At 63.7% G+C, this 22,785-nt stretch carries 23 protein-coding genes; 10 read left to right on the top strand and 13 right to left on the bottom strand.

The genetic code is table 11. The annotated features are described in order from the left end of the window. Positions 1-208: 208 nt before the first annotated feature. Entirely contained in the window at positions 209-568 is a 360-nt protein-coding gene (locus NKH22_RS16835; protein ID WP_023672096.1) for a septal ring lytic transglycosylase RlpA family protein, read from the bottom strand. Positions 569-878: 310 nt separating this feature from the next. On the opposite strand from NKH22_RS16835, the gene NKH22_RS16830 reads away from it, so the two are divergent. Beyond that, positions 879-1,064, top strand: a complete 186-nt coding sequence (locus NKH22_RS16830; protein ID WP_023672095.1) for a hypothetical protein — start codon at positions 879-881, stop codon at positions 1,062-1,064. 320 nt (positions 1,065-1,384) lie between these two features. Here the strand turns inward: NKH22_RS16830 and NKH22_RS16825 are convergent, their stop codons facing one another. The 8 genes from NKH22_RS16825 to tauA form a co-directional block, all read right to left on the bottom strand. After that, on the bottom strand, positions 1,385-2,188 hold the full coding sequence (locus tag NKH22_RS16825) for an ATP-binding cassette domain-containing protein (protein ID WP_352910166.1): 804 nt from the start codon (positions 2,186-2,188) through the stop codon (positions 1,385-1,387). 7 nt (positions 2,189-2,195) lie between these two features. After that, positions 2,196-2,972 (bottom strand): ABC transporter permease subunit, encoded by a 777-nt coding sequence (locus NKH22_RS16820; protein ID WP_352514283.1) that lies wholly within the window; start codon positions 2,970-2,972, stop codon positions 2,196-2,198. Continuing rightward, positions 2,969-4,138, bottom strand: coding sequence for an FMNH2-dependent alkanesulfonate monooxygenase (ssuD, locus tag NKH22_RS16815; protein WP_352910163.1), 1,170 nt, complete (start codon positions 4,136-4,138; stop codon positions 2,969-2,971). Before ssuD ends, NKH22_RS16820 begins: the two co-directional genes overlap by 4 nt. Before the next feature lie 70 nt (positions 4,139-4,208). After that, the gene (locus NKH22_RS16810) at positions 4,209-5,162 is read right to left on the bottom strand and encodes a sulfonate ABC transporter substrate-binding protein (protein WP_352910160.1); all 954 of its coding nucleotides are present in this window, start codon (positions 5,160-5,162) and stop codon (positions 4,209-4,211) included. Between the two features lie 194 nt (positions 5,163-5,356). Further along, positions 5,357-5,539, bottom strand: a complete 183-nt coding sequence (locus NKH22_RS16805; protein ID WP_023672089.1) for a hypothetical protein — start codon at positions 5,537-5,539, stop codon at positions 5,357-5,359. An 80-nt stretch (positions 5,540-5,619) separates the two neighbouring features. After that, complete coding sequence (locus NKH22_RS16800; RefSeq protein ID WP_023822343.1) at positions 5,620-6,480, bottom strand: ABC transporter permease subunit; 861 nt, start codon at positions 6,478-6,480, stop codon at positions 5,620-5,622. Beyond that, positions 6,477-7,268 (bottom strand): taurine ABC transporter ATP-binding protein, encoded by a 792-nt coding sequence (locus tag NKH22_RS16795; RefSeq protein WP_023822344.1) that lies wholly within the window; start codon positions 7,266-7,268, stop codon positions 6,477-6,479. The genes NKH22_RS16800 and NKH22_RS16795 overlap by 4 nt, the downstream gene beginning before the upstream one ends. A 161-nt stretch (positions 7,269-7,429) precedes the next feature. Further along, the gene (gene tauA, locus NKH22_RS16790; RefSeq protein WP_023692932.1) at positions 7,430-8,443 is read right to left on the bottom strand and encodes a taurine ABC transporter substrate-binding protein; all 1,014 of its coding nucleotides are present in this window, start codon (positions 8,441-8,443) and stop codon (positions 7,430-7,432) included. Positions 8,444-8,911: 468 nt separating this feature from the next. On the opposite strand from tauA, the gene NKH22_RS16785 reads away from it, so the two are divergent. From NKH22_RS16785 to NKH22_RS16760, 6 genes are all read left to right on the top strand, one after another. Continuing rightward, positions 8,912-9,514, top strand: coding sequence for a histidine phosphatase family protein (locus NKH22_RS16785; RefSeq protein WP_023692933.1), 603 nt, complete (start codon positions 8,912-8,914; stop codon positions 9,512-9,514). Between the two features lie 415 nt (positions 9,515-9,929). Then, a complete protein-coding gene (locus NKH22_RS16780) occupies positions 9,930-10,406 on the top strand; it encodes an RrF2 family transcriptional regulator (RefSeq protein ID WP_023692934.1) in 477 nt (158 codons plus the stop codon). Positions 10,407-10,422: 16 nt separating this feature from the next. After that, positions 10,423-11,790 carry an FAD/NAD(P)-binding protein gene (locus NKH22_RS16775; protein ID WP_023692935.1) on the top strand — a complete coding sequence of 456 codons (1,368 nt, stop codon included), beginning with the start codon at positions 10,423-10,425 and terminating at the stop codon, positions 11,788-11,790. 227 nt (positions 11,791-12,017) lie between these two features. Continuing rightward, positions 12,018-13,451 (top strand): pyridoxal-phosphate dependent enzyme, encoded by a 1,434-nt coding sequence (locus tag NKH22_RS16770; RefSeq protein ID WP_352910155.1) that lies wholly within the window; start codon positions 12,018-12,020, stop codon positions 13,449-13,451. Beyond that, on the top strand, positions 13,448-14,629 hold the full coding sequence (locus NKH22_RS16765) for a trans-sulfuration enzyme family protein (RefSeq protein ID WP_023681210.1): 1,182 nt from the start codon (positions 13,448-13,450) through the stop codon (positions 14,627-14,629). The genes NKH22_RS16770 and NKH22_RS16765 overlap by 4 nt, the downstream gene beginning before the upstream one ends. A 131-nt stretch (positions 14,630-14,760) precedes the next feature. Continuing rightward, the gene (locus NKH22_RS16760; protein ID WP_196814107.1) at positions 14,761-14,952 is read left to right on the top strand and encodes a hypothetical protein; all 192 of its coding nucleotides are present in this window, start codon (positions 14,761-14,763) and stop codon (positions 14,950-14,952) included. 29 nt (positions 14,953-14,981) lie between these two features. Here NKH22_RS16760 and NKH22_RS16755 read toward each other — a convergent pair whose 3' ends face one another. The 3 genes from NKH22_RS16755 to NKH22_RS16745 form a co-directional block, all read right to left on the bottom strand. After that, positions 14,982-15,287 carry a UBP-type zinc finger domain-containing protein gene (locus tag NKH22_RS16755; RefSeq protein ID WP_023672079.1) on the bottom strand — a complete coding sequence of 102 codons (306 nt, stop codon included), beginning with the start codon at positions 15,285-15,287 and terminating at the stop codon, positions 14,982-14,984. Next, on the bottom strand, positions 15,287-16,954 hold the full coding sequence (locus NKH22_RS16750) for an FAD-dependent oxidoreductase (RefSeq protein ID WP_352910152.1): 1,668 nt from the start codon (positions 16,952-16,954) through the stop codon (positions 15,287-15,289). The genes NKH22_RS16755 and NKH22_RS16750 overlap by 1 nt, the downstream gene beginning before the upstream one ends. 234 nt (positions 16,955-17,188) lie before the next feature. Further along, on the bottom strand, positions 17,189-20,380 hold the full coding sequence (locus NKH22_RS16745; protein WP_081725471.1) for an amino acid permease: 3,192 nt from the start codon (positions 20,378-20,380) through the stop codon (positions 17,189-17,191). A gap of 384 nt (positions 20,381-20,764) precedes the next feature. Between NKH22_RS16745 and NKH22_RS16740 the strand changes: the two genes are divergently transcribed. Beyond that, positions 20,765-21,499 (top strand): hypothetical protein, encoded by a 735-nt coding sequence (locus NKH22_RS16740; RefSeq protein WP_352910149.1) that lies wholly within the window; start codon positions 20,765-20,767, stop codon positions 21,497-21,499. 47 nt (positions 21,500-21,546) lie between these two features. Here the strand turns inward: NKH22_RS16740 and NKH22_RS16735 are convergent, their stop codons facing one another. Beyond that, on the bottom strand, positions 21,547-21,846 hold the full coding sequence (locus NKH22_RS16735; RefSeq protein ID WP_352910146.1) for a DUF1236 domain-containing protein: 300 nt from the start codon (positions 21,844-21,846) through the stop codon (positions 21,547-21,549). 206 nt (positions 21,847-22,052) lie between these two features. On the opposite strand from NKH22_RS16735, the gene NKH22_RS16730 reads away from it, so the two are divergent. Together NKH22_RS16730 and NKH22_RS16725 are read left to right on the top strand one after the other, a co-directional pair. Then, on the top strand, positions 22,053-22,283 hold the full coding sequence (locus tag NKH22_RS16730) for a hypothetical protein (RefSeq protein ID WP_033001362.1): 231 nt from the start codon (positions 22,053-22,055) through the stop codon (positions 22,281-22,283). A gap of 48 nt (positions 22,284-22,331) precedes the next feature. After that, positions 22,332-22,640, top strand: a complete 309-nt coding sequence (locus NKH22_RS16725) for a DUF1236 domain-containing protein (protein ID WP_023672071.1) — start codon at positions 22,332-22,334, stop codon at positions 22,638-22,640. Positions 22,641-22,785 lie beyond the last annotated feature (145 nt).

Below are 22,785 nucleotides of genomic sequence, written 5' to 3'. Positions count from 1 at the left end.
CCGAGCCTTGAATGTCTCGCGCGGAGGTTAACAAGATATTGCTGCGATGCAATACGTCACGTGGCGTGACATATGCCAATCTTTCGTCCAAGGCATTGAGAAACCGCGTTGGGCGGGTGCAGCCGGCTCAATGTGCACTGCAAAACGCAAGGCTGTTGGACAACGGGGCAGGATGTGTCCGGCCCGATCGGGCCGGACTTGGACAGATCTAGACGCGCGCCATGCACACCGAGGTATGGCCGGAGCCGATGAAGCCGAGTTGGCCGGCGGCGCCCTTGGACAGATCGAGCACGCGCCCTTTGATGAACGGGCCGCGGTCGTTGATGCGCACGATGACGCTGCGGCCATTATTCTGGTTGGTCACTTTCAACTTGGTGCCAAAAGGCAGGCTGCGGTGCGCGGCGGTCAGCGCCGACGGGTTCATGCGTTCGCCATTGGCGGTCCTGGAATGCAGTGCGTACCAGGAGGCGCGGCCGCACTGGCCAGCGGCGGAGGAGGCGGATGCACCGACCATTAGGCCAGCCGCGATCGTTACCGCGACAAGCGCGGTCTGGTTTGTTTTCTTCATGTTGGGGGGATTGGCTCCGTTTTCGACAGACCCCAGCCGTTAAGTGCCGAATAAGGCGGGAAATGCGGCAAGCATCGGGCAGTTCCGTGGCACCGGCACACGTTTGGAGTCGCTGGGAAACAGTTTGTCAGGCATCTTTCGTGTGGCGCGGCCGTATCGCCGGCGATATTGCGAGCTGTTTCACAGATTCCGTGAGCAAGGCAGGACGTTATATTACAAGTACAAGAGAGCGCGATTGGGCGCCGTCCTTTCGCTCTGTCATCACGGTCATGGCGCAGTTGACCATCGACTTTGAAAAGGGATTCCAACGATGAGACTGCTCAAATATCTGCTGGCTCTGATCGTACTGGCCATCGGCGCGCTGTGGTCGCTGCAAGGCATTGGCGTGGTCGGCGGCAGCTTCATGACCGGCCAGTCGCAATGGCTCTATATCGGCATCGTGACCATGCTGGTCGGTTTCGCCGGGCTGGTATGGGCGAGCCGTTCGCCGGGGTGAGTTGCGACGAAAGTCGACCGCCACAGATCGACCCCCACTCCGTCGAGCTTCGCTCGACACCTCTCCCCCGATCGACGGGGGAGAGGAAAGGCGCGAGCCTTGCAGGGGCGCGAACTTATGCGGCCTGGCTCCCTTCCTCTCCCTCCGGAGGGGGGAGAGGTGGCGCCGCGAAGCGGTGACGGAGTGGGGGAAGGCGCTGGTCAAACCCGCAGTCGCAAACAGGGCCAACCCGGCGAGCAAGAAAACAGCCACCCCATATTGCCGGTCCATTCTGTTACCTATCTATCCGGTTCGGATAGAATGCCCTGCCCGCGACAGCACTACCCGAACAGCTGATCCAGAATCCTGCCCTCCAGCCTGGCAAGCTCGACCGAACCGCGCCGGCGCGGCCGCGCCACCGACACGTCGAGATCGAGCGCGATGCGGCCCTCGTCGATCACCACCACCCGGTCGGCGAGCGCAACCGCCTCGGCGACGTCATGCGTGACCAGCACGGCGGTGAATTTTTGCTCCAGCCAGATGCGTTCCAGAAGCTGCTGCATTTCGATGCGGGTCAGCGCATCGAGCGCGCCGAGCGGCTCGTCGAGCGCCAGAATCTTTGGCTGTCCGATCAGTGCACGCGCCAGCGCCACGCGCTGCTTCTGGCCGCCCGAGAGCACCGAGGGCCATTCGTCGGCGCGGTCGGCGAGGCCGACTTCACGCAGGATGGCGAGCGCGCGCCGCCTGGCTTCCGCACCGGTGGCAAGCCCGGTCAGCCCGACCTCGACGTTTTTCACCACGCTGGCCCAGGGCAACAGCCGCGGCTCCTGGAACATGAAGCGGCTCTCTTCGCCAGCGCCGGCCTTGGCTTCCGGCCCGAATGTCAGCGATCCTGCCGTCGGCCGGTCGAGCCCGGCCAGCAGCCGCAAAAGCGTGCTCTTGCCGCAGCCGCTCTTGCCGATGACGGCAACGAACTGCCCGACCGGCACGTCGAGATCGATGCAGTCGAGCACGACCTTGTCGCCAAAGCGCTTTTCCATGCCCTTGAAGGCAAAGGCGCGCTGCCTTTCGACGGCCTCCTCCGGCCGTGACGGTTCCGGCGCGGCGACGAAGGAACGGATGGCGGTCAGGCTGGCGGTTGGCATCGAACCCTCAGGCGTTCTGGAAGGCGGGATGCCAGCCGAGCGACAGCCGCTCGAGCAGGCAGGCGAAGCTGTCGGCAAGCTTGCCGAGCAGCGCATAGATCAGGATCGACAGCACGACCACATCGATCAGCAGGAATTCGCGTGCCTGCATGGCCATGTAGCCGAGGCCGGAACTGGCCGAGATGGTTTCGGCAACGATCAGCGTCAGCCACATGATGCCTAAGGCATAGCGCAGGCCGACGAAGATCGCCGGCAGCGCGCCGGGCAGGATCACCTGAAAAAACAACGCGCGGCGGTCCATGCCGTAGACCCGGCCCATCTCGACCAGCTGCGGGTCGACGCTCTGGATGCCGAGCAGCGTGTTGACGTAGATCGGGAAGAACACGCCGAGCGCCACCAGGAACAGTTTTGCTTCCTCGTCGATGCCGAACCACAGGATGACCAGCGGGATCAGCGCCAGATGCGGGATGTTGCGGATCATCTGCAGCGTCGTGTCGGTCAGGCCGCGGCTGAGCGCCGACAGCCCGTTGGCAAGGCCGAGTGCAAAGCCGATCGAGCCGCCGATGGCAAAGCCGGCCAGCGCGCGCAGCGTGCTGACGCCGATGTTCTGTATCAGCTCGCCCGACAGCGTCAGCCGCCAGAAGGCCTCGGCCACCGCGCTCGGCGCCGGCAGCACATTGGCCGGCATCACGCCGGCGCGGCTGGCGGCTTCCCAGCCAATTATGACCAACGCCGGCAGCAGCCAGCCGATGCCGTTCTGTTTGACCCGTTGAGCCAGGCTCATGACGACGCCTGAAGGCGGTTGGCGCCGTGGAAGCCGACGGCGAATTCATTGGCGATGTTCTCATGCGCCCGTGCCCGCCTGGTGCCCAGGCCGAGACGCGGGAACAGAAGCTCGGCGACGCGGTAGGCTTCCTCGAGATGCGGGTAGCCGGAGCCGATGATGGTGTCGATGCCGATCGCCTGATACTCGCGGATGCGCTCGACGATCTGCTCGGGCGAGCCGACCAAAGCTGTGCCGGCGCCGCCGCGCACCAGGCCGACGCCGGCCCACAGATTGGGCGAAACCACCAGCCTGTCGCGGCGGCCGCCATGCAGTTCGGCCATGCGCCGCTGTCCCACAGAGTCCATCTCCCTGGTGAAGCGGGCCTGGGCATTTTCGATCTGGGCATCGGTGACGTGGCTGATCAGCCGGTCGGCGGCGCGCCAGGCCTCTTCCTCGGTCTCGCGCACGATGAAATGAAGCCTGATGCCGAAACGCAGTTTGCGGCCGCGCCGTTCAGCCTTTTTGCGCGCCGCGCTGAGTTTTTCCGCCACCTGCGCCGGCGGCTCGCCCCAGGTCAGGTACATATCGACGAGATCGGCGGCGAGCTCCTGGCCGGCATCGGACGAGCCGCCGAAATAGAGCGGCGGCCGCTCCTGTTGCGGCAAAAGGTCGAGGCGGCCATTGTCGACGCGGTAATATTTGCCGTTGAAGTTGACGCTCTCGCCCGACACCAGCGCGCGCCAGATGGTCAGGAACTCTTGCGCCTGCGCATAGCGCTCGTCATGCGGCAGGAACACGCCATCGCCGGCAAGCTCGGTCGGGTTGCCGCCGACCACGACATTGAGCAGCAGGCGGCCATTGCTCAGCCGGTCGAGCGCCGCCGTCTGGCGCGCCGCGAAGGTCGGCAGCGTCACGCCGGGCCGCAGCGCCACCAGGAATTTGAGCTTTTCCGTCAGCGCTGCAAGGCCAGATGCGGTGATCCAGGAATCCTCGCAATTCTGCCCGGTCGGCAGAAGCACGCCGGGAAAGCCGAGCCGGTCGACGGCCTGTGCGATCTCCTTGAAGTAAGCGAACTCGGGCGGCCGCTGCTGCTGTTCGGAGCCGAGATAGGAGCCGTCGCCATGCGTCGGGATGAACCAGAAGAAATCGAGCGGGCCGGCTTGCGAACTGTCTGGAGCGGTCATGGCGAAATCCCTGAAGCGTGAAACGGCAAAAGGCGCCGGGCGTTTTCCGCCCGGCGCTGCACGTGAAAGTTCAATTGCCCGGTGCGGTCCACACGGCGTCGGAGATGCGCACCGCGTTCGGGATCAGCTTGAGCTTGAAGAAGCGGTCGGCTGTCGCCTGCTGGCCGGCGATGATCTCGTCGGTGATCGGGAAGATGCCGAATTTGGTGCGGTTGGCCGCGATCGTCTGTGCATCGAGCGGCACGCCGGTCACCTCATGCAGCGCCGCGGCGACCTTGTCGCGGTTCGCATCCGCCCATTTCGCCGCCACGCCGAGCGCCGCTATCGTCGTGGTGATCGTCTCCGGATGCGCCTTGGCAAAATCCTTGTTGGCGAGGAAATAGGTGTTCACCTTGAGCACCTCGCTGGAGCGCGCCAACACGCGCGGCTGGTAGCGTGTCTCGGCGATGGCGTAGAACGGATCCCAGACCGCCCAGGCATCGATCTGGTCGCTGGCGAAAGCCGCCGCGGCATCGGCCGGGCTGAGATAGACCGGGGTGATCTGGTCGAAGGGGATGTTTGCTTTTTCGAGCGCCGCGACCAGCAGATTGTGCGCGCTGGTGCCTTTGCCGACGCCGATGCGCTTTCCCTTGAGGTCGGCGAGCGACTGGATCGGCGATGCCGGCTTGACGAAGATCGCTTCGCCGTCGCCATTGGCTGGCAGTGCCGCCGCATAGACGATGTTGGCGCCGGCCGACTGGCCGAAGATTGGCGGTGCGTCGCCGGTCCAGCCAACATCGATGGCGCCGACATTGAGCGCCTCGACCAGCGGCGGGCCGGCGGTGAATTCGACCCATTTCACCGCGACGCCCTTGGCGCTCAGCGCCTTCTCGATCACCTGCTGCTGCCGGGCGATGACCGGCAGGCCGGTCTTCTGATAGCCGATGTTAAGCTGCTTCAACTCCTGCGCCGAGGCACTGAGCGAGGCAGCAATGCCCGCCGCCAACAGGCCGATGCCGAAAACGCGTCTGGTCAGGCTGAACATGATCCGTCTTCCTTCGCTGCGAACCGGCGCCGGGAAGGGCTCCCTGCCGTGGATGAGAGACAAGGCTAGGTAGGTCTATAAATTTAGTAGAGAAACGATTTTGCGAGATGAATAGGCGGAACGGAATTGTTTTCTACGGGCGGGTCGAGAAAGCCTCTTTCTCGCCGTTCACGGGGCGAGGAGCGCCAATCACCTCACTGCGACCAATACTGCCAGGCCCAGTAAAATCCCTCGTCGCGCGGCGGCAGGCGGTCGCGTTCGGCGTCGAGTTGCACGGGGGCCGGCGATTTCGGCTGCGGCTGCGACGACGAGTTCTCCCGCCAGGCGAGCAGCCAGTTGCCGAGATGGGCGAACAGCACCGCGGTGGACTGGGTCATGACATCACTCCTTCTGTTCCGAATCGGCGGTCGCCGTGCTGCGAAGGGAAGCAGCCGGTCAAACCGGCAGAAACTTGTTGTCATTCCTTTCCCGCCCACGGAACCAGCTGACGCTCGATCCGGCGGATGATGAATTCCAGCACGAAGGCTATTGTCGCGATCACCACTATTCCCATCACCACGACATCGGTGACCAGGAACTGGGCGGCCGACTGGATCATGAAGCCGAGGCCGCGCGTTGCCGCCACCAGCTCGGCTGCAACCAGCGTCGACCAGCCGGCGCCGAGCGCGATGCGCAGGCCGGTGAGGATCGACGGCAGCGCGCTGGGCAGGATGACATGGCGCACCACTTGGCGCTGCGTCGCACCAAGCGAACGCGCCGCATCGATGCGCTCCTTTGAGACACCGCGCACGCCCGAGGCCGTCGACAGCGCCACCGGCGCCAGCATGGCAATGGCGATCACCAGGATCTTTGACGGTTCGCCGATGCCGAACCAGATGATGACCAGCGGCAGATAGGCGAGCGGCGGGATCGGCCGCAAAAATTCGAGCAAGGGATCGAAGATGCCGCGCCCGACCGTCGAAATGCCGATAGCCAGCCCAACCGGAACGCCGATGACGATGGCCGCGAGCAGCGCCGCGAAGACGCGGCCGAGGCTGGCGACGGTGTGCTGGAGCAAAGTCGCGTCGACGAAGCCGTCCTTGATCACCACGATGAACTTGGTCCACACGGCAGCGGGCGACGGCAGGAACACCGGCGACACCAGTTGCAGGCGCGCAGACAGCGCCCATGCCGCCAGCACGACCAGGATGGTGACGGCGCTGATCGCCCGCGAGGAAACCCCGCGCCGCTTCCGCACCGGCCGCGACCACGGCACCGAAATGGCATCGGCCTCGCCGGTCCCGGTGGCCGGCCGCTCGCTGTAGGAGGTGACGCTCATGCCGCCTCTCCTTCGAAGATCGCATCGGTCAGCTCGCCGCGCGCCGTGGCAAAGACTGGATCGGCCTTGATGGCGCGGATCGGCTCGCCTGCGGCATAGCGCCGGCTGAAACCGGTCTCGAATGTCCGCACCACGCGGCCCGGTCCGGGCGCCAAAACGACGATGCTTGTGGCCAGCACCAGCGCCTCCTCGATGCCGTGCGTGACCATCAGCACGCCGACCCGGCTTGCGGTCCACAGGTCGAGCAGTGTCGTCTGCATGCGCTCGCGCGTCAGCGCATCGAGTGCGCCGAGCGGTTCGTCGAGCAGCAGGAATTCCGGCTCGGCCGCGAGCGCTCGGGCGAGGCCGACGCGCTGGCGCATGCCGCCGGACAATTCCCAGCTGCGTTTGTCGCCGACGCCGTCAAGCTTGACCAGCGCCAGCAACTGGTCGGCGCGGCGCGCCCGCTCGGCTTGCGGCACGCCGCGCAGCCTGAGCGCAAAGGCGACGTTTTCACGGGCCGTCAGCCAGGGAAACAGCGCATCGTTCTGGAACACGACCGCCCGGTCGGAGCCTGGGCCGGTGATCGGCCGGCCGCCGATCGTGGCGACCCCGCGCGCAGGCTCGACCAGGCCGGCGGCGACATTGAGCAGCGAGGTCTTGCCGCAGCCGGAGCGGCCGACCAGCACGACGAAATCGCCCTTGGCGACATCGATGGAAACTCGGTCGACCGCCGGCGCTGCCTGGCCGTCATAGTGAACCGAGACCTTGTCGAGTACGAGATGCGGGTGGAGTACGAGATGCGGCATGAAAAGGGGCTCCGGAAGAAAATCAGCCTGCCCCGGCCCTCGTTGAGCGGATCCGGGACAGGCAGCACGCGGCGTCAGGGAAGAGGAAACCGCGCGTGTTCAGAGCAATTCCAGGAAAAGTGTGAAGCGGTTTTCCGTCCGGAATTGCGTAAAACTGAAGATCAGTTCGAGGCCAGAGCCTCGGTCACGTATTTCGACGACACGTATTTCGAATAGTCGGGCAGCACGGCGTCGATCTTGCCCTGCTCCTTGAGGAAGGCCGAAGCTGCCTCGATCGCCTTGACCGTGCCGCCGCCGAGGAATTTGTCGGAAGCCTGCTCTTCCAATGTCGGGAAGACGTAACCCTTGAGGAGCTGCGGCACCTCTTCCAGTTTGGCGCCGGTGATCTTGGCGATCTTGGCCGCTTCCGGCGACGAAACCGACCATGCCTCGGGCTTGGCCAGGAACTGGGCATAGGATTCGCCGGTCACCTTGACGAAATCGCGCACGGCGTCCGGGTTCTTTTCGGCGAAGTCGGTGCGCACGATCCAGGCGTCGAAGGTCGGCGCGCCCCAGGCGGCAACCTGCGAGGAATCCAGCACCACCTTGCCTGTCGTCTTGATCTGGCCGAGCGCCGGATCCCAGACATAGGCCGCGTCTATGTCGCCGCGGGCGAAGGCGGCGGCTATTTCCGGTGGCCTGAGATTAAGGATTTCGACCGACTTCGGGTCGACGTTGTCGTGCTTCAGCGCCGCAAGCAGGCTGTAATGCGTGGTCGACACGAACGGCACCGCCACCTTCTTGCCGGCGAGGTCGGCGATCTTCTCGATGCCGGATCCGTTGCGGGCGACCAGCGCTTCGGACTGGCCGATCAGGCCGACGACAAAGATGGTCTGTATCGGCAGTTCGCGGCTGGCGGCCGCGGCCAGCGGACTCGAGCCGACATAGCCGATATCGACCGAACCGGATGCGACGGCGGCGATGACATCGGCGCCGGAATCGAATTTGCGCCAGTCGATCGTGGCCTTGGTCGCCTTTTCATAGGCGCCGTCGGCCTGCGCTACTTTGGAAGGTTCGACCACCGTCTGGTAGCCGATGGTGATGTTGAGGTCCTGCGCCTGGGCCGGGCCGAGGAAGGCCGCACCCGCCAAAGCTGCCGACGACAGGAGGACAATGCGTCGCGAAATGCTGGACATGAAAGGCTCCATGAAAAATGAGAAAAAGCGGATGCCTGTTCATAGTCAGCTAATTCTATCATTCTTGTAGAGTTAAATCCTTCCAAGCAAGAAGCACTTGTTAGAAAAAAACCAGCGGCTGATGCGGGCGCGGTGACCGGCCCGTGTCGATCCATGCGCAAACGCAAACGGCGCCCGAAAGGTGCTGAAGAGTTGGTGGTCCTGCCAACCCCTGGCTGCGGGAGAAGGCCTGGACTTTCGGCAGATGCCGGTCACAGTGGCGCGAGCGTGCCGATTTACACCGGCTTTCAATCCGGCATCGTTGGCCGGCATCGTTGGGCCCGTATCGTTGGGCCCGTATCGTTGGCAAGCTATTTTGCCGGCCGAAACCGTCACGAACCGTGATCCTCTACACGCGATCGCCTTGTAGGGGCGGCGCAACCAAGAAGTCGCCGGCCTCAGCGGCTCGGAAAGAGGCAGTCTTTTCTCATGCTTGTACGCCTGACCATGATCTGCAGTGGCGCCACGCCTGCCACGCGCAAGGGGTCGTTCCACCTGGATGAGGCGTTGGAGCCGCGATCCCTGGCGCTTGCCGAAACGATGGGCCTGCGCCGCGCCGACCGGGTCTGGGTGAGCCCGGCGCTGCGCGCCCGCCAGACCGCCGAAGCCATGGCGCTCAAACCGTCGGTCGAGCCGCTGCTGGCGGAGCAGGACTTCGGCAGCTGGGCGGGCCGGAGCTTTGAGGACGTCCAGGCGCTTGAGCCGGATGGCATCGCCGCCTGGCTCGGCGATGCCGAGGCCGCGCCGCATGGCGGCGAGTCGCTGGCCGATGTCGCGCGCCGCGCCGCGCGCCTCATGGACGGAATGATGCAGACGAGCGGCCACACCATCGCGGTGACCCATGCCGGCGTCATCCGAGCGGCGATCGTCCATGTGCTCGGCGCGCCGCTTGCGGCCTGCCGCAGCATCGATGTCGAGCCGTTGAGCCTCACCGACTTCCGCAGCGACGGCCACCGCTGGATGCTGCGGTCAAGCGGCGTGCCGGTGGCCGCTAAGGCCGCCCGGTCTCAGAGCGGCAAGGCGGCGTCCTGATATCGGGCGCAGGGCGGCGCCCGAGTTGTCGGGAGTCATGTTTCGCCGATCCGCAGGCTGCGACCCAAAATTCCCGGCAAAGCCCCAAATGGCGCAAATCCATGCTGTAAAAGACGGTCGATTTGAAAACACGTTTCGCGTGTTCGAGGGTAAGTATAGTAATCTTATCGACATTGGGAGCAGGAGCCGCCGCTCATCGCCGCAATCGCTCGCGGCTGGCTGTGACCTTAACGGCACAAAGCTTGCCAAAGTGGCCCCTGCGGCGTGAAAACGAAGCAAAATCAAGGTTTCTCGGCTTGTATATCATTTCAGTAGAATTTATGTGTCGAAGCAGCTTGCACGCGGCGGGGAGGCACGTCAGGCGTTTCGCAACCGATGGTTTTGGGCCATCGCCTGACAGAGAAACATTCGGTCTATGCTCACCAAAAAAGGCAAGTACGGCCTCAAGGCGCTGGTCCATCTGGCGCAACTGCCGACGGGACAGCTCGCCTTTGTCGGCGACATCGCCAGCGGCAACAACATTCCGAAGAAATTCCTCGATGCCATTCTGGGCGAATTGCGCAATGCCGGTTTCGTCCAGAGCCGCAAGGGTAAGGATGGCGGCTATCGCCTGGCCCGCCCCGCCGACGAGATCAAGGTCGGCCATGTCGTGCGCGTCCTCGACGGACCGCTGGCGCCCATCCCCTGCGCCAGCCGCACCCAGTATCAGCGCTGTGAAGACTGCAATGAGGCGACATGCCAAGTCCGACATCTGATGCTCGAGGTCCGGCAGGCGATCGCCGAGGTGCTCGACCAGCGCACGCTGGCCGAGATGCGCGACATCGTCCTCGACGACCTTCCGGTCGCGAGGGACATCGACGAGCTTGCGCCGGCGCAAAAGGTCCCCGCCTGATCCTGAGCGTGCTCGCATGAGCGTCGCGCGCGCCAATTCGATCATCCCCAGCTCGATCATCATCGTCGGCGGCGGCGCCAGCGGCGTCGTGCTTGCCGCGCATCTGCTGAAGTCGCCCAACCCGGACCTTCGCGTCACGCTGATCGAAAAGCGTCCGCATTTCGGCCAGGGCATCGCCTATTCGACGCTCTTATCGGCGCACGTGCTGAATGTCAGCGCCGCGGGGATGAGCGCCTATGCCGACGATCCCCTGAATTTCTGGCGCTGGTTGCAGGGGCGCGGCCTGATAAGCCAGGAACAGACGCCGCAGACACCCTTCTATGCGCCGCGCAGCGTCTATGCCCGCTACCTCAAGGAAGTGCTCGACGAGCTCGAAGCGCGCGAAAAGGAAACCGGCCGTCTCAGGCTGATTCGCGAGGAAAGCCTGTCGATCTCGCCGACATCGTCCGGTGTCGAAGTGGTGCTGGCCAACGGCACCAGCGTCGTCGCGCATCTGGCGGTGCTTGCCACCGGCCATGACGAGCAGCCCGGCGCCGGCCAGGGCCACGCCATCCGTATGGGCACCGAGGCCGACACCGCGCTCGATCCTGAAGCCCGCGTGCTGGTGCTGGGCACCGGGCTCAGTATGGTCGATGCCTTTCTGTCGCTCGAGCAGCGCGGCCATCGCGGCGAGATCGTCGCCGTGTCGCGGCGCGGCCTGCTGCCGTCGCCGCACCGCAAGGGCAACCCGATCAAGCTCGACGTCGCCGACATTCCGCTCGGCACGCAGCTCTCCTATTTCGTCGGCTGGTTTCGCGACCTGATCCGCGAAAACCAGAAGGCCGGCATCGACTGGCGCGACGTCGTCGATGGGCTGCGACCCTTCAATCAGAAGATCTGGCAGAACTGGCCGTCCTCTGCCAAGCGCCGCTTCGTTGAGCACACCAAGGCTTGGTGGGACATCCATCGCCATCGGCTGGCGCCCGAGGTGCATGCCCGCGTCACCGAAGCGGTGCGCACCGGCCGCATCCGCCCGGTCGCCGGCCGTGTCGTCGGCATCGAGGCCGGCGATGGATTCACCGTCGGCATCCAGTCCCGCCACACAAAGGCGCTGGAAACGCTGCAGGTCGCGCGCATCTATGATTGCACCGGCATCGCCCGCGACATCTCGACCACGTCGAACAGCGTGGTGCGCTCGCTGGTCGACCGCGGCCTGGCGCGGCCCGACCCGCTGCGGCTTGGCCTCGATGTAACGGCCAAGTGCGAAATCATCGCCGGCGACGGCACCGCATCGGCCAAGATCCTCGCCGTCGGGCCGCTGACCCGCGGCACCTTCTTCGAGATCGACGCCATCCCCGACATCCGCGTGCAATGCGCTAGGCTGAGCAAGCAGCTGCTGGGGTAAAGCTGTTGACGTCGGCGGGATAGCACGCCCCTCAGAGGGGAGTGGGAAGGATCGCTACGGAGGGTGTTTGGCTTGAGTCCAAAGCCGGCCTCAAACTGGAATTCCATTCCCCCTCTCGCCGGTTGATTGGCACGATCTACCTTCTTTCCGACTGCAAACGGCCGGAAAAGAAGCTACGCTGCCGCTCTGCCCCCGAGGCGGTCGCTTGTTCAAGGGAGCACATCGATATGAGCGAGCACGGAAAAGCTGCGCCAGGCAGTTCGGACGGCGCGTTATCCCGCCTGCGTCCGCCCTACGCCTCGGTGCTCGACCTCATCGGCCAGACGCCGGTGGTCGAACTGACCAAATTCGAGACCGGCAAGTGCCGGCTGTTCATCAAGCTCGAAAGCCAGAATCCCGGCGGTTCGATCAAGGACCGCATTGCGCTGTCGATGATTGCCGCGGCCGAGAAGGAAGGCAAGCTGAAGCGCGGCGGCACCATCGTCGAGGCGACCGCCGGGAATACCGGCCTCGGCCTCGCCCAGGTCGGCATCCCCAAGGGCTACCGCATCATCCTCGTCGTGCCCGACAAGATGTCGCGCGAAAAGATCCAGCATCTGCGCGCGCTCGGCGCCGAAGTGCGCATGACCCGCTCCGATGTCGGCAAGGGCCATGCCGAATATTACCAGGACATGGCCGAGAAGATCGCATCGGAAACGCCCGGCGCCTTCTACGCCAACCAGTTCGCCAACCCGGCCAACCCTGAGGCGCATGAGACCACCACCGGACCGGAAATCCTTGCCCAGCTCGATGGCGACCTCGACGCCGTGGTCGTCGGCGTTGGCTCCGGCGGCACGCTGACCGGGCTTGGCCGCTACTTCGCCAGAACGTCGCCGAAGACCGAAATGGTGCTGGCCGATCCCGTCGGATCGGTGCTGGCGCCGCTGATCAAGACCGGCAAGATGGAAGAGGCCGGCAGCTGGACAGTCGAAGGCATCGGCGAGGATTTCGTGCCGCCCAATGCCGATCTGTCGCTGGTCAGGAAAGCCTATTCCATCCCAGACAAGCAGAGCATGCTGGCCGTGCGGGACCTGCTTTCGAAGGAAGGCATTCTCGCCGGCTCGTCTTCCGGCACGCTGCTGTCGGCCGCGCTGCGCTATTGCCGCGAGCAGACGACAGCAAAACGCGTCGTCACCTTCGTCTGCGACAGCGGCAACAAGTACCTGTCGAAGGTGTTCGACGATTTCTGGCTGGCCGAGCAGGGGCTGGCCGAACAGGAACAGCATGGCGATCTGCGCGACCTCGTCATGCGCTCGCACCGCACCGGCGACACCGTCTATGTCGGCCCCGACGAAAGCCTGCTCAACGCCTATGGCCGCATGCGCCGCTCCGATGTCTCGCAGCTGCCTGTGCTGGACAACGGCAAGCTGGTCGGCATTATCGATGAGGGCGATATATTGGCCAAGGTCGACGGCCCCTATGACGGCCGCTGGGACCGCTTCAACGCCCCGGTGCGCACCGCCATGACCTCCAATCTGCACACGCTGCAGGCCAGCCAGACGCTGGATGCGCTGCTGCCGGTGTTCGACCGCAACGAGGTCGCCATCATCTTCGATGGCGACGAGTTCGTCGGCCTGATAACCCGTATCGACCTGATCAACCATTTGAGGCGCGCACGATGACTGCTGAAACATCCCCATCGGGCAAGAACCGCCTGGCTTTTTCCACGCGCACCATCCATGGCGGCCAGAGCCATGACCCGCTGACCGGCGCGGTGATGGTGCCGATCTACGCGACCTCGACCTATGGCCAGCAGTCGCCCGGCGTGCACAAGGGGTTTGAGTACGCCCGCAGCCAAAACCCGACCCGCTTTGCCTTCGAGCGCGGGGTGGCCGATCTCGAAAGCGGCTCGGCCGCCTTTGCCTTTGCTTCCGGCCTGGCGGCGATCTCGACGGTGCTGGAATTGCTCGACAGCGGCGCCCATATCGTTGCAACCGACGACATCTATGGCGGCTCGTTCCGGCTGATGGAGCGGGTGCGCAAGCGCTCGGCCAATCTGCAGGTGAGTTTTGTGGACTTCACCGATCTGGCGGCGGTGGAAGCAGCGATTCGCCCGGAGACAAAACTGCTCTGGGTCGAAACTCCGACCAATCCGCTGCTGCGTATCGTCGACCTCGAAGGCGTTGCGGCACTCGCCAGGCGCAAAGGGGTTTTGACGGTCGCCGACAACACGTTCTGCAGCCCCTACATCCAGCGGCCGCTTGAACTCGGCATCGACATCGTCGTCCACTCGACGACGAAATATCTCAATGGCCATTCCGACATGGTCGGCGGCGTCGCCATCGTCGGCGACAACAAGGATTTGGCGGCCCAGCTGAAATTCCTGCAGAACGCCATCGGCGCCATCTCCGGTCCCTTCGACAGTTTTCTCGCGCTGCGCGGCATCAAGACACTGGCGCTCAGGATGGAGCGGCATTCCACGAACGGCCTGAAGATTGCGCAGTGGCTGGAGGCGCGAAAAGATGTGCGCCGCGTCGTCTATCCCGGCCTGGCCAGCCATCCGCAGCACGCCATCGCCGTCCAGCAGATGCATGCCTTCGGCGGCATGATCTCGGTCGACCTCGACCGCGACCTCGCCGGCACCAAACGCTTCCTCGAACGGACGCAACTGTTCACGCTGGCTGAAAGCCTCGGCGGCGTCGAAAGCCTGATCGAACACCCGGCGCTGATGACGCACGGCTCGATCCCGGCGGAAAAGCGCGCGGAAATCGGCATTTCGGATTCGCTGGTGCGGTTGTCGGCGGGGATAGAGGATGGCGATGATCTGATCGCCGACCTGGACCAGGCGCTGCGGGGGTAGGCGTACCGGATGCGTACCGATGACAATGAGGGGCGGCGCTGACCGTCGAGATTAAATCCCAATCCGCCGCGCGTTAACACATTCAGCAGCCTTTGCTTAACCCTTCGCCGCTATGTCCCGCCTGGGGAGGCATGGCGAGAGTGAGTGTGATGGACAACAACCCGGAAAAGCGCAGCGAATGGCGCGCCATTTTTTATGTGCAGGCCCGCGTGGCCATCCTGTTCGTCCCGGTCGTCGCCAGTCTTCTGATCATTGCCGCACTTGCCGGCAACGACCACAATCCCAATGCCATAGACCGCACGGTTACTGGCTCGGTGAAATAGGCGCAGCGGTCGGCCGACAGTCGGCCGCCTCAGAAAAACTTCGGGATCGGGCCGTTCTGAGGCGTCACGTCGCCTTCCAGGTCGATGAACGCCTCGTCGACAAAGCACCATGCCCAGCCTTCCGGCGGGTCGTAGCCTTCGATGATCGGGTGCTTTGTGGCGTGGAAATGCTTGGTGGCGTGGCGGTTGGGCGAGTCGTCGCAGCAGCCGACATGGCCGCAGGTGCGGCACAGCCTGAGATGCACCCACATGGAGCCGCTCTTCAGGCACTCCTCGCAGCCGAGCGCGCTCGGCGTCACCGTCTTGATGTCGCGCGTGTGTTTGCATTCATCCATTATGCTCTCCTGGCCAGTTCGGGCGCTGCTGCGTTGGGTCGCGCGAGATACGCGTGCAAGGCAGCCACCACCTGGGCGCCTTCGCCGACGGCGGCGGCGACCCGCTTGACCGAGCCGGAGCGCACGTCGCCGATGGCGAACACGCCGCTGCGGCTGGTCTCCATCTGGCCCGCCCCTATGTCGGCGCCGGTGCGCACGAAGCCCCTGGCGTCGAGCGCGATATCGCACCCAGCCAGCCAATCGGTGTTGGGGTCGGCGCCGATGAACAGGAAGAGATGCTGGATCGGCCGCGTCTCGACGCCGCCGGGGTTGCGCCAACGCAACCGGGTGAGATTGCCGCCTTCGCCTTCCAGCGCCTCGATCTCGGTCTCGCCAAGCACCTCGATGTTGGGTTGCGCCTCGATACGCTCGACCAGATAGCGCGACATGGTTTCCCTGAGGCCGCCGCGGCGCGCCAGCATCGTCACCTTGCGCACCTGGCTGGCGAGATAGACCGCCGCCTGCCCCGCCGAATTGCCGGCGCCGACCAGCGCCACTTCTTGCCCTGTGCATAGCCGCGCTTCGATCGGCGAGGCCCAGTAATGCACCGACGTGCCCTCGAACTCGGCCAGCTTGGCGACGTCGAGGCGGCGGTAGCGGGCGCCGCTGGCGATCACCACCGTGCGCGCGCGCAGGCTTTCACCGTCGCCGACGGCGAGCGTGTAGCCCTCGCCTGCTGCACCGAGCAGCTTGGCCTCGTCGGGGATGAGTATTTCGACGCCGAATTTCTGCGCCTGGTTGTAGGCGCGCGCCATCAGCGCCAGGCCGGAAATGCCGGTGGGGAAACCCAGATAGTTCTCGATGCGCGCGGAGGCGCCGGCCTGGCCGCCGAAGGCGCGGCAATCGAGCACGATGGTCGACAGCCCTTCGGATGCCGCATAGACCGCGGCCGCCAGCCCCGCCGGCCCGGCGCCGACAATGGCGATGTCATAGACCATGTCGGGATCGATCGGCCGCAGCAGGCCGATGCAGCGGGCAAGTTCGGTTTCGCCGGGATTGTGCATCAGCTTGCCGTTGGGGCAGAGCACGATCGGCAGATGGTGCGGGTCAACATGAAAATGCTCAATCAGCGTCTTGGCGCACGGGTCGCTGTCGGAATCGAGCGCGCGGTGCGGCTGGCCGCTGCGGCGCAGAAATCCCTGCAGCCGCAGCGTGTCGCCATTGCCGGCCGGGCCTACGACGATCGGTCCGCTGCTGCCGCTTTCCAGGAGCCCGACGCGGCGCAGGATCAGCGCCCGCATGATCCGCTCGCCAAGGCTTGCCTCCTGCACCATCAGGTCGCGCAGCCGCTGCGAGGGGATGACGAAGGCCTCGACCGGCTCGGCCGCCTCCGCATTGACCAGCGACGGCCGGCTGGAAAGCTGCGCCAGCTCGCCGATGAAATTGCCGGGACCATGAGGGACGATGGTCTCGCGCCGGCCGGGCCTGACATCCTGGGTGATATCGACCGTGCCCGACAGGATGACGATCAGCCCCGGCGCCACGGTGCCGGCGGTGACGATATGCTCGCCGGCGGCATAGGAACTCGCCTCGCCGAACCGGCGCATGCGCTCGATATCGGCGTCGCCCAAGATGGGAAACATCTGGTCGCGGCGGGTGACGGTGATCGGCTGGGTGGGTGGGGCCATAGATAGAACGTAGCGCCGAGACGGCCGGGTTTGAAGTGGTTTGTTGGAGGACTGGCCGGAAGGGGAGGTGGCTCCCGCGCCATCTGGTTCGGATGCTTCGCATGGCCCCGCGCTGCAAGGCAAACAGCGCGCCGACCAGTGGGACCTTTATAAGGGCGAGCCCGAGCAGTACCGTCGGCAGTCCTCGCTCACCGGTGTGTTGCAGGAGCAGCGCGCCGACGAACGGCGCCGCGGCTATCGCGTTACGCCAAGCGCCTGGGGTGCGGTGGTATCCTCGGGCTCCCCGAAGGCAGATCCCGGCGAAAGCCCATTCGTCACATCTTTGTAGAGCGCTATCGGATGCGGGCGCCCCACCAGATATCCTTGGATTTCGGGACATCCTTCCCTCATCAGGAAGGCACGCTCGTCCTCTGTTTCGACACCCTCCGCGATGACAGGCAAGGCCAGCGCATTCCCCAGGCTGAGTATCGTGCGCACGATGGCGGCCGATTGGACATTCGAACCGACACCCGAAACAAAACTGCGATCGATCTTGATCTTGTCGAATGGAAACGCCTGCAGCGAGGACAGCGAGGCATACCCGGTGCCAAAATCATCCATCGAGACCCTGACGCCCAACGCCTTCAACCTCCGCAAAACCGACAAGGCAGTTGCCCGGTCGCGGATGAGAACCCCTTCCGTGATTTCCAGTTCCAGCCGCCCCGGAGCAAGGCCGGTCTCGTAGAGGATAGAATGAACGAGACCTACCAGGTCCCCGAAACGGAACTGCACGGGAGAGAGGTTGACGGCGATCTGCAGCGGTGAGGGCCAGGAGGCCGCGTCTCTGCACGCCTGCCTGAGCGTCCATTCACCTATCTCAACGATCGTGCCATCCTGTTCGGCAAGCGAGACAAACGCGTTTGGGGAGATGAGCCCATGTTTTGGATGGTTCCATCGGGCGAGTGCCTCGAAACCGAAGATTTCGCCGTCCATCCTGGCTTGCGGCTGATAATGAAGCACAAGTTCGCCATGGCCGACCGCAGAGCGCAAATCTCGCTGCAAGGCGTAGCGCTCTCTTAGCCGCTTATCCATCTCAGGATCGAAGAATTGCACCATCCGACGACCGTCCGCCTTGGCCCGGTAGAGCGCTGCGTCGGCATTTGCCATCAGCGCCGCTGCATTCTCTCCGTCTTTCGGATAGATCGCCGCCCCGATGCTCACCCCGATCGAAATGTGCTGGCCCCGGATTTCGAATTTGCCTGCCGCCGATTCGAACAGACGGTCCGCAACGTCCTTGGCACTCGCGGACCGGTCATCCATGGCCAGGACAACCGTGAATTCGTCGCCGCCCATGCGCGCGATAAAGGCCTCAGGCGCCGCGGTTTGGAGACGCCGGGAAATGGTGCAAAGCAGATCGTCGCCGGCGGCGTGCCCGAAAACGTCGTTCGCCTCTTTAAAATGGTCAAGGTCGATGCTGAAGACGGCAAAGCTGGCGTGCGTTGCTTTTGCGCGCTCGAGCGTCGTGGCCAGGTGTGCTGCAAGCGCGGCTCGGTTCGCCAGGCCGGTAAGCGGATCGTGGTGCGCGAGATGCGCGATTTCCTCGTGCCGTGCCATCAGTTCGGTGCGCGCTACGTTCATGTTCTCGCGCGCGTCGTCCAGGCCGTGGGCGGCTTCCCTCACCTTGTCCTGGAGCAGGTTGAAGCTTTCGGCCATCTCTCCAAGTTCGTCACGAGAGTTTACCGTAACCGGCATGATATTCACGGAGGCATGCGCCGCAGCGAGGTCTCCCCGCCCCAGGGCGACCATGGCGAGAGAGAAATCCTTCAGCGTTCCGGATGTCAGACGCTTTGCCGCGTTGCTCACCTCGGTCGCCGAATGGGTGATCATTCCCGGCAAGATCAGGCCAACGCTGATGGTCAGCAGCGCGACAACGACAAAAATGTCCTCCAGCGCGGCGACCAATGAAGTGTCGCCTTGGGGAACGCTGCCGATCGCCAGGAAATAGCCGGCACCGTCAAGCACGAGCACAAAAAGCATGGCTCCGGTAAGCTTCAGGTGAAGCGTATGTGGCAGCAAGGGTAGACCGAGTGCGTATCGATCCTCCATCGTGCGCCAGGCGTAGAGCGCAGCACCCGAATATGCCAAAGCCAGACCGAACAGGACGGTAGGAAGGCCAAATTGCTGAAATCCTAGTATGGCGGTCAACAGCCATATTGCAGCCGCGCCTACGCCAAGGATGATCGTTCCCCTGGGAGCCCGGAAGGGTCGCTCGGCTTCGGGACTGTCACGGCGCAAGAGCCAGACTGCGATGTTTGGCATGCAGATGCTGATCAGGTACGTAAAATTGGCCGCGGCGATCATCCAGAGCGGATACCCGCACAGCATGAAGCCGATTGCCGCGGCAGCTGTGAGCAGCGTTGCCGCCCAGGGACAATCTGTTGAGGTGCGCCTGGCCAGGAAGCTCGGCAGCAGGCCGTCTTCGCTCAGCTGCGCAAGGGTCCGCGCGGCGCCTGCCAATGGCTGCAACGTTCCATGGAACATGTTCAGCATGATGAGCCAGATGGCGGCCGCCTTGCCGAAACTCCCCAACAAGGGCGCAAAGGTGGGCCCGAGAGCTATGGCGAGGTCGGTGCCGAGCGGCTCCGGTCCGAGCACACCCAGCCAGACAACCGGCAGGACCAGGAAATAGACGCCCGCCATTGCGGCGCTGGCCCACATCGCCAGAGGAATGTTGCGGTTGGGATCGATGGTTTCGCCAACATGGCAGGCTGCAGCCTCAAATGCCGGTGCGGCAAACCCGATCAGATACAGTCCCGCCATCACCGACGTGATGTCGCCGAACAGGCCGGTAAACGGGCTGGTCAGGGCAAAATCCGTCGCCTGCCGCCAGTCGACCGAGCCACTGATGACCGGTACGAGGGATGAGAGAAACGCAAGCGTCGCGGAGGCCGTGGCGATCGGGATCGCCAGTTGGACCACCCACTTGATTCCACACAGGTTCACCGTCGTAAAGAATGCGATAAGCCCGCAGGCGACCGCCTCCACGGGGAGGCCCGGCAGGTACCATTGCTGGATTGCAGACGCTGAAAGAACCGCTGTCAGTCCGCAGGTCGGCACCCAACCCCACCAATAGCAGGTGCCCGTCAGAGCCGAGAGAACGGGACTGTAAGGTCGGAAGGCTTCGGCGCACGCTGCAGAGATACCGCCGACGCGGTTTGGCCACATGAGAACCAATTCGGTCCACGCAGGCGCGGCGGCCCAGCTTAGAAGCAGACCAACAACGAGCAAAGGAACCGCAGCGCTTCCTTGACCGGGAATATTCCCCTGGCCGACAAAAAGGGCGGCAATCAGAAACAGGCTTTGATTGCTGCCACCCATGGCGAGCGCTGTCGTGCCCATCCATCCCAAGGTTCTCGGGTGCGGTCGTGAAGGCGTGAGGCCCGGCATTCAGAGACATCCATTCGAGTGCGGAGCGCTGTCTGACTGGGAAATGTAACCTGCGGAGATATGTCTGTCGAACGTCACGCTCCCAAGTCAAAGTTGGACCATAGGCGAGACATATTAAGACTTCCTACCAAACCAGATCCGCCTGATGATCACTGTCAACTTGCGGTGGCTGCGGTTCAATCATGCTGATGCCGGCCCCAAGTCCTTGATCTCCTCAGATCTGGGATGTCATTTCCAATTTTATCTATCGCCACTATGGAAGAGCGATCGAATAGTCGCGAATACAGCCTAATATCGATTATTATCGACAAATCTCGTGATTGCGGCGCTATCATCCGAAGGCGGCTGAAATCGACTGTAGATCGCTAATCACATTGACCGCTCTTGACTTCGTACCTCGCCATCGCGGGCAAAGACCGAGACTTCACGCCGTGCCTCAAGCTGGAGCTAACTTGTGCGAGCACGCCCATAGCCCTGCGTTGCAGGGCAAACAGCGCGCCGACCACGCTGGGCGCGGCGGTCGGCCTCGGCGCGCTGGTGGGTCCTTCGCAGGCCGGCGCCCGTACGGTCGATATGGCGATCGCTCGCTACCATCATCCGATCTGCACCAAACTGGCCTCGGTGACATTTCTGACCACAGGCGTGGCGACGCTCTGGACCGGCCTGCCCGGTTCTGCCGACCGCGGTGATTTTCTATGGCGCCCGCATCGGCTAGCATGGCCGAGTATCGTCACATGCGGCGACATGGTGTTCTGGACGATGCTTGAGCGCGACGCGACCTCGCCAGCGGGCACGCCTTCGACGCCGGCCCGTAGCAGGAATGTGTTCAGCACCAGAACACTTGGGATCAGCGTTGCGGGCGCCTGCACACGTGAGTACTCCGCCTCACAAGCCTTCCGGCTGGTCCTCGAGGACGAACGACGCTGCAATCAGGTCATCGCCGCTGATGCGGCCACTGCCGCCAACCATGATGGATGCGACTTTCTGAAAGGTCTTCATGTCGGCCTCTGTTATGCGCGCATCGCGCATTCTCGCCCTGAGAGAACCCAGGCGGGTATCAAGGGCTGGCGATGTCTCGACGTCATCGATCATCTTCGATCATCCTGGAGCGCAATGTGAAATCCGCTGCCCGCCGCCATGGCCGGCGGCGGGCGGCAGCTATTCGATCAGTCGTAGACCTTCACAATTTTCCGGGTGCGGGGGTCGACCAGGACGGTGCGGTTGTCGACCACGACATAGCGGTATTTGACGTTGGGAACTTCGTGCAGCTCGACCGTATCAGGCAAGGCACTGCCGACGTTCAGCTCCACGCCCGGGATCTTCACCGAAGCCAGCGGCTGCTTTTTCACGTATTCGCGGACGACCGTATCCTGCTCCGGTGTGATGACGACATCCTGAGCTGCGGCGGCGCCGACCCCAGCCAAAAGCAACAAGCCTGCAGCGGCACTTGCAAAGTGGATTTTCATGGTTTTCTCCTCGCGTAATCCGGCGACGGCACCACGCCTGTTCGCCGAGGGACCGAACTTGAGATCAGCCAGATTGTTCCTGTGACTTCAGTCCGCGGCGAACCAGACCAAAGTCGGATATCAGCTAAGACCCAAGTCCCGAGGCGGAACGTTCAAGCGGGGCAGGCGTTTCCCAAATGCAACTAAATAAAACAGGAGAGGAACACATGGCAGACGGCCCAACTGTTGTTAATTCTGGGGGTGGCGGCGGCACTGCGATTGCTGTTGTTCTTGCACTTATTGCGGTCGTAGTGTTGCTTATTTTTACCGGCGTCATCAATATCCGCGGCGACGGCGGCAAGGATATCAACGTCAAGGTTGAAGCGCCAAAGGTGGAAGCTCCGGCTGCACCTGCAAAGCCTGCGGCACCTGCCCCAGCCCCTGCGAGTGGCGGCTGATCTGCTCGTATCCACGCCTTCAAACTGACCTATGAAAAGGAAATTCCCATGACCAGGTATTTCGTCAGCGCCGCCGGCGCCCTCGTCCTTATGGCGGGCATCGGCACCTCGTTTGCCGAGGATGTTATTGTTCTCAAGCCCGAACAACAGACGGTCGTTCGCGAATATATCCATAAGCAGAAGCTGGCCTCAGTCAGTTTGCTCGGCGTCGAACTCAACGTCGGCACGGCACTTCCCGACACTGTCGAGCTCCACGCAATCGACGTTCCGGATGTCCGCTACAAGTATACGGTTGTCGGAGATCACGCGGTTCTCGTCGATCCCGACACGCGCAAGGTCGTGCAGATCATCGAGTAACGCGCGAGCCCGCCGCTCCGATCAGGAGCGGCGGGCTTTGGCTGCGCTGTGAAGGCTCTATGGGCGGCCGTTTTCTGAACGGGAGGATGTCTGATGTTTAGCGACAAGGAAACTTGGGTCCTGGAAGCTGCCTTACTCGCGGCAA

Source organism: Mesorhizobium sp. M1252, assembly GCF_040318265.1.
Lineage (GTDB): Bacteria > Pseudomonadota > Alphaproteobacteria > Rhizobiales > Rhizobiaceae > Mesorhizobium.
This window is presented reverse-complemented; position numbering and strand designations above follow the sequence as displayed.

What these genes read in the sequence shown, in the direction of transcription:
- NKH22_RS16765 (WP_023681210.1), top strand. Translation starts at nt 13,448, where the DNA reads ATGACTGCTGAAACATCCCCATCGGGCAAGAACCGCCTGGCTTTTTCC.
- NKH22_RS16730 (WP_033001362.1), top strand. Translation starts at nt 22,053, where the DNA reads ATGGCAGACGGCCCAACTGTTGTTAATTCTGGGGGTGGCGGCGGCACT.
- NKH22_RS16780 (WP_023692934.1), top strand. Translation starts at nt 9,930, where the DNA reads ATGCTCACCAAAAAAGGCAAGTACGGCCTCAAGGCGCTGGTCCATCTG.
- NKH22_RS16830 (WP_023672095.1), top strand. Translation starts at nt 879, where the DNA reads ATGAGACTGCTCAAATATCTGCTGGCTCTGATCGTACTGGCCATCGGC.
- NKH22_RS16785 (WP_023692933.1), top strand. Translation starts at nt 8,912, where the DNA reads ATGCTTGTACGCCTGACCATGATCTGCAGTGGCGCCACGCCTGCCACG.
- NKH22_RS16745 (WP_081725471.1), bottom strand. Translation starts at nt 20,380, where the DNA reads ATGCCGGGCCTCACGCCTTCACGACCGCACCCGAGAACCTTGGGATGG.
- NKH22_RS16810 (WP_352910160.1), bottom strand. Translation starts at nt 5,162, where the DNA reads ATGTTCAGCCTGACCAGACGCGTTTTCGGCATCGGCCTGTTGGCGGCG.
- NKH22_RS16800 (WP_023822343.1), bottom strand. Translation starts at nt 6,480, where the DNA reads ATGAGCGTCACCTCCTACAGCGAGCGGCCGGCCACCGGGACCGGCGAG.
- NKH22_RS16820 (WP_352514283.1), bottom strand. Translation starts at nt 2,972, where the DNA reads ATGAGCCTGGCTCAACGGGTCAAACAGAACGGCATCGGCTGGCTGCTG.
- NKH22_RS16755 (WP_023672079.1), bottom strand. Translation starts at nt 15,287, where the DNA reads ATGGATGAATGCAAACACACGCGCGACATCAAGACGGTGACGCCGAGC.
- tauA (WP_023692932.1), bottom strand. Translation starts at nt 8,443, where the DNA reads ATGTCCAGCATTTCGCGACGCATTGTCCTCCTGTCGTCGGCAGCTTTG.
- NKH22_RS16735 (WP_352910146.1), bottom strand. Translation starts at nt 21,846, where the DNA reads ATGAAAATCCACTTTGCAAGTGCCGCTGCAGGCTTGTTGCTTTTGGCT.
- NKH22_RS16795 (WP_023822344.1), bottom strand. Translation starts at nt 7,268, where the DNA reads ATGCCGCATCTCGTACTCCACCCGCATCTCGTACTCGACAAGGTCTCG.
- NKH22_RS16725 (WP_023672071.1), top strand. Translation starts at nt 22,332, where the DNA reads ATGACCAGGTATTTCGTCAGCGCCGCCGGCGCCCTCGTCCTTATGGCG.
- NKH22_RS16775 (WP_023692935.1), top strand. Translation starts at nt 10,423, where the DNA reads ATGAGCGTCGCGCGCGCCAATTCGATCATCCCCAGCTCGATCATCATC.
- ssuD (WP_352910163.1), bottom strand. Translation starts at nt 4,138, where the DNA reads ATGACCGCTCCAGACAGTTCGCAAGCCGGCCCGCTCGATTTCTTCTGG.
- NKH22_RS16825 (WP_352910166.1), bottom strand. Translation starts at nt 2,188, where the DNA reads ATGCCAACCGCCAGCCTGACCGCCATCCGTTCCTTCGTCGCCGCGCCG.
- NKH22_RS16750 (WP_352910152.1), bottom strand. Translation starts at nt 16,954, where the DNA reads ATGGCCCCACCCACCCAGCCGATCACCGTCACCCGCCGCGACCAGATG.
- NKH22_RS16805 (WP_023672089.1), bottom strand. Translation starts at nt 5,539, where the DNA reads ATGACCCAGTCCACCGCGGTGCTGTTCGCCCATCTCGGCAACTGGCTG.
- NKH22_RS16770 (WP_352910155.1), top strand. Translation starts at nt 12,018, where the DNA reads ATGAGCGAGCACGGAAAAGCTGCGCCAGGCAGTTCGGACGGCGCGTTA.
- NKH22_RS16760 (WP_196814107.1), top strand. Translation starts at nt 14,761, where the DNA reads ATGGCGAGAGTGAGTGTGATGGACAACAACCCGGAAAAGCGCAGCGAA.
- NKH22_RS16835 (WP_023672096.1), bottom strand. Translation starts at nt 568, where the DNA reads ATGAAGAAAACAAACCAGACCGCGCTTGTCGCGGTAACGATCGCGGCT.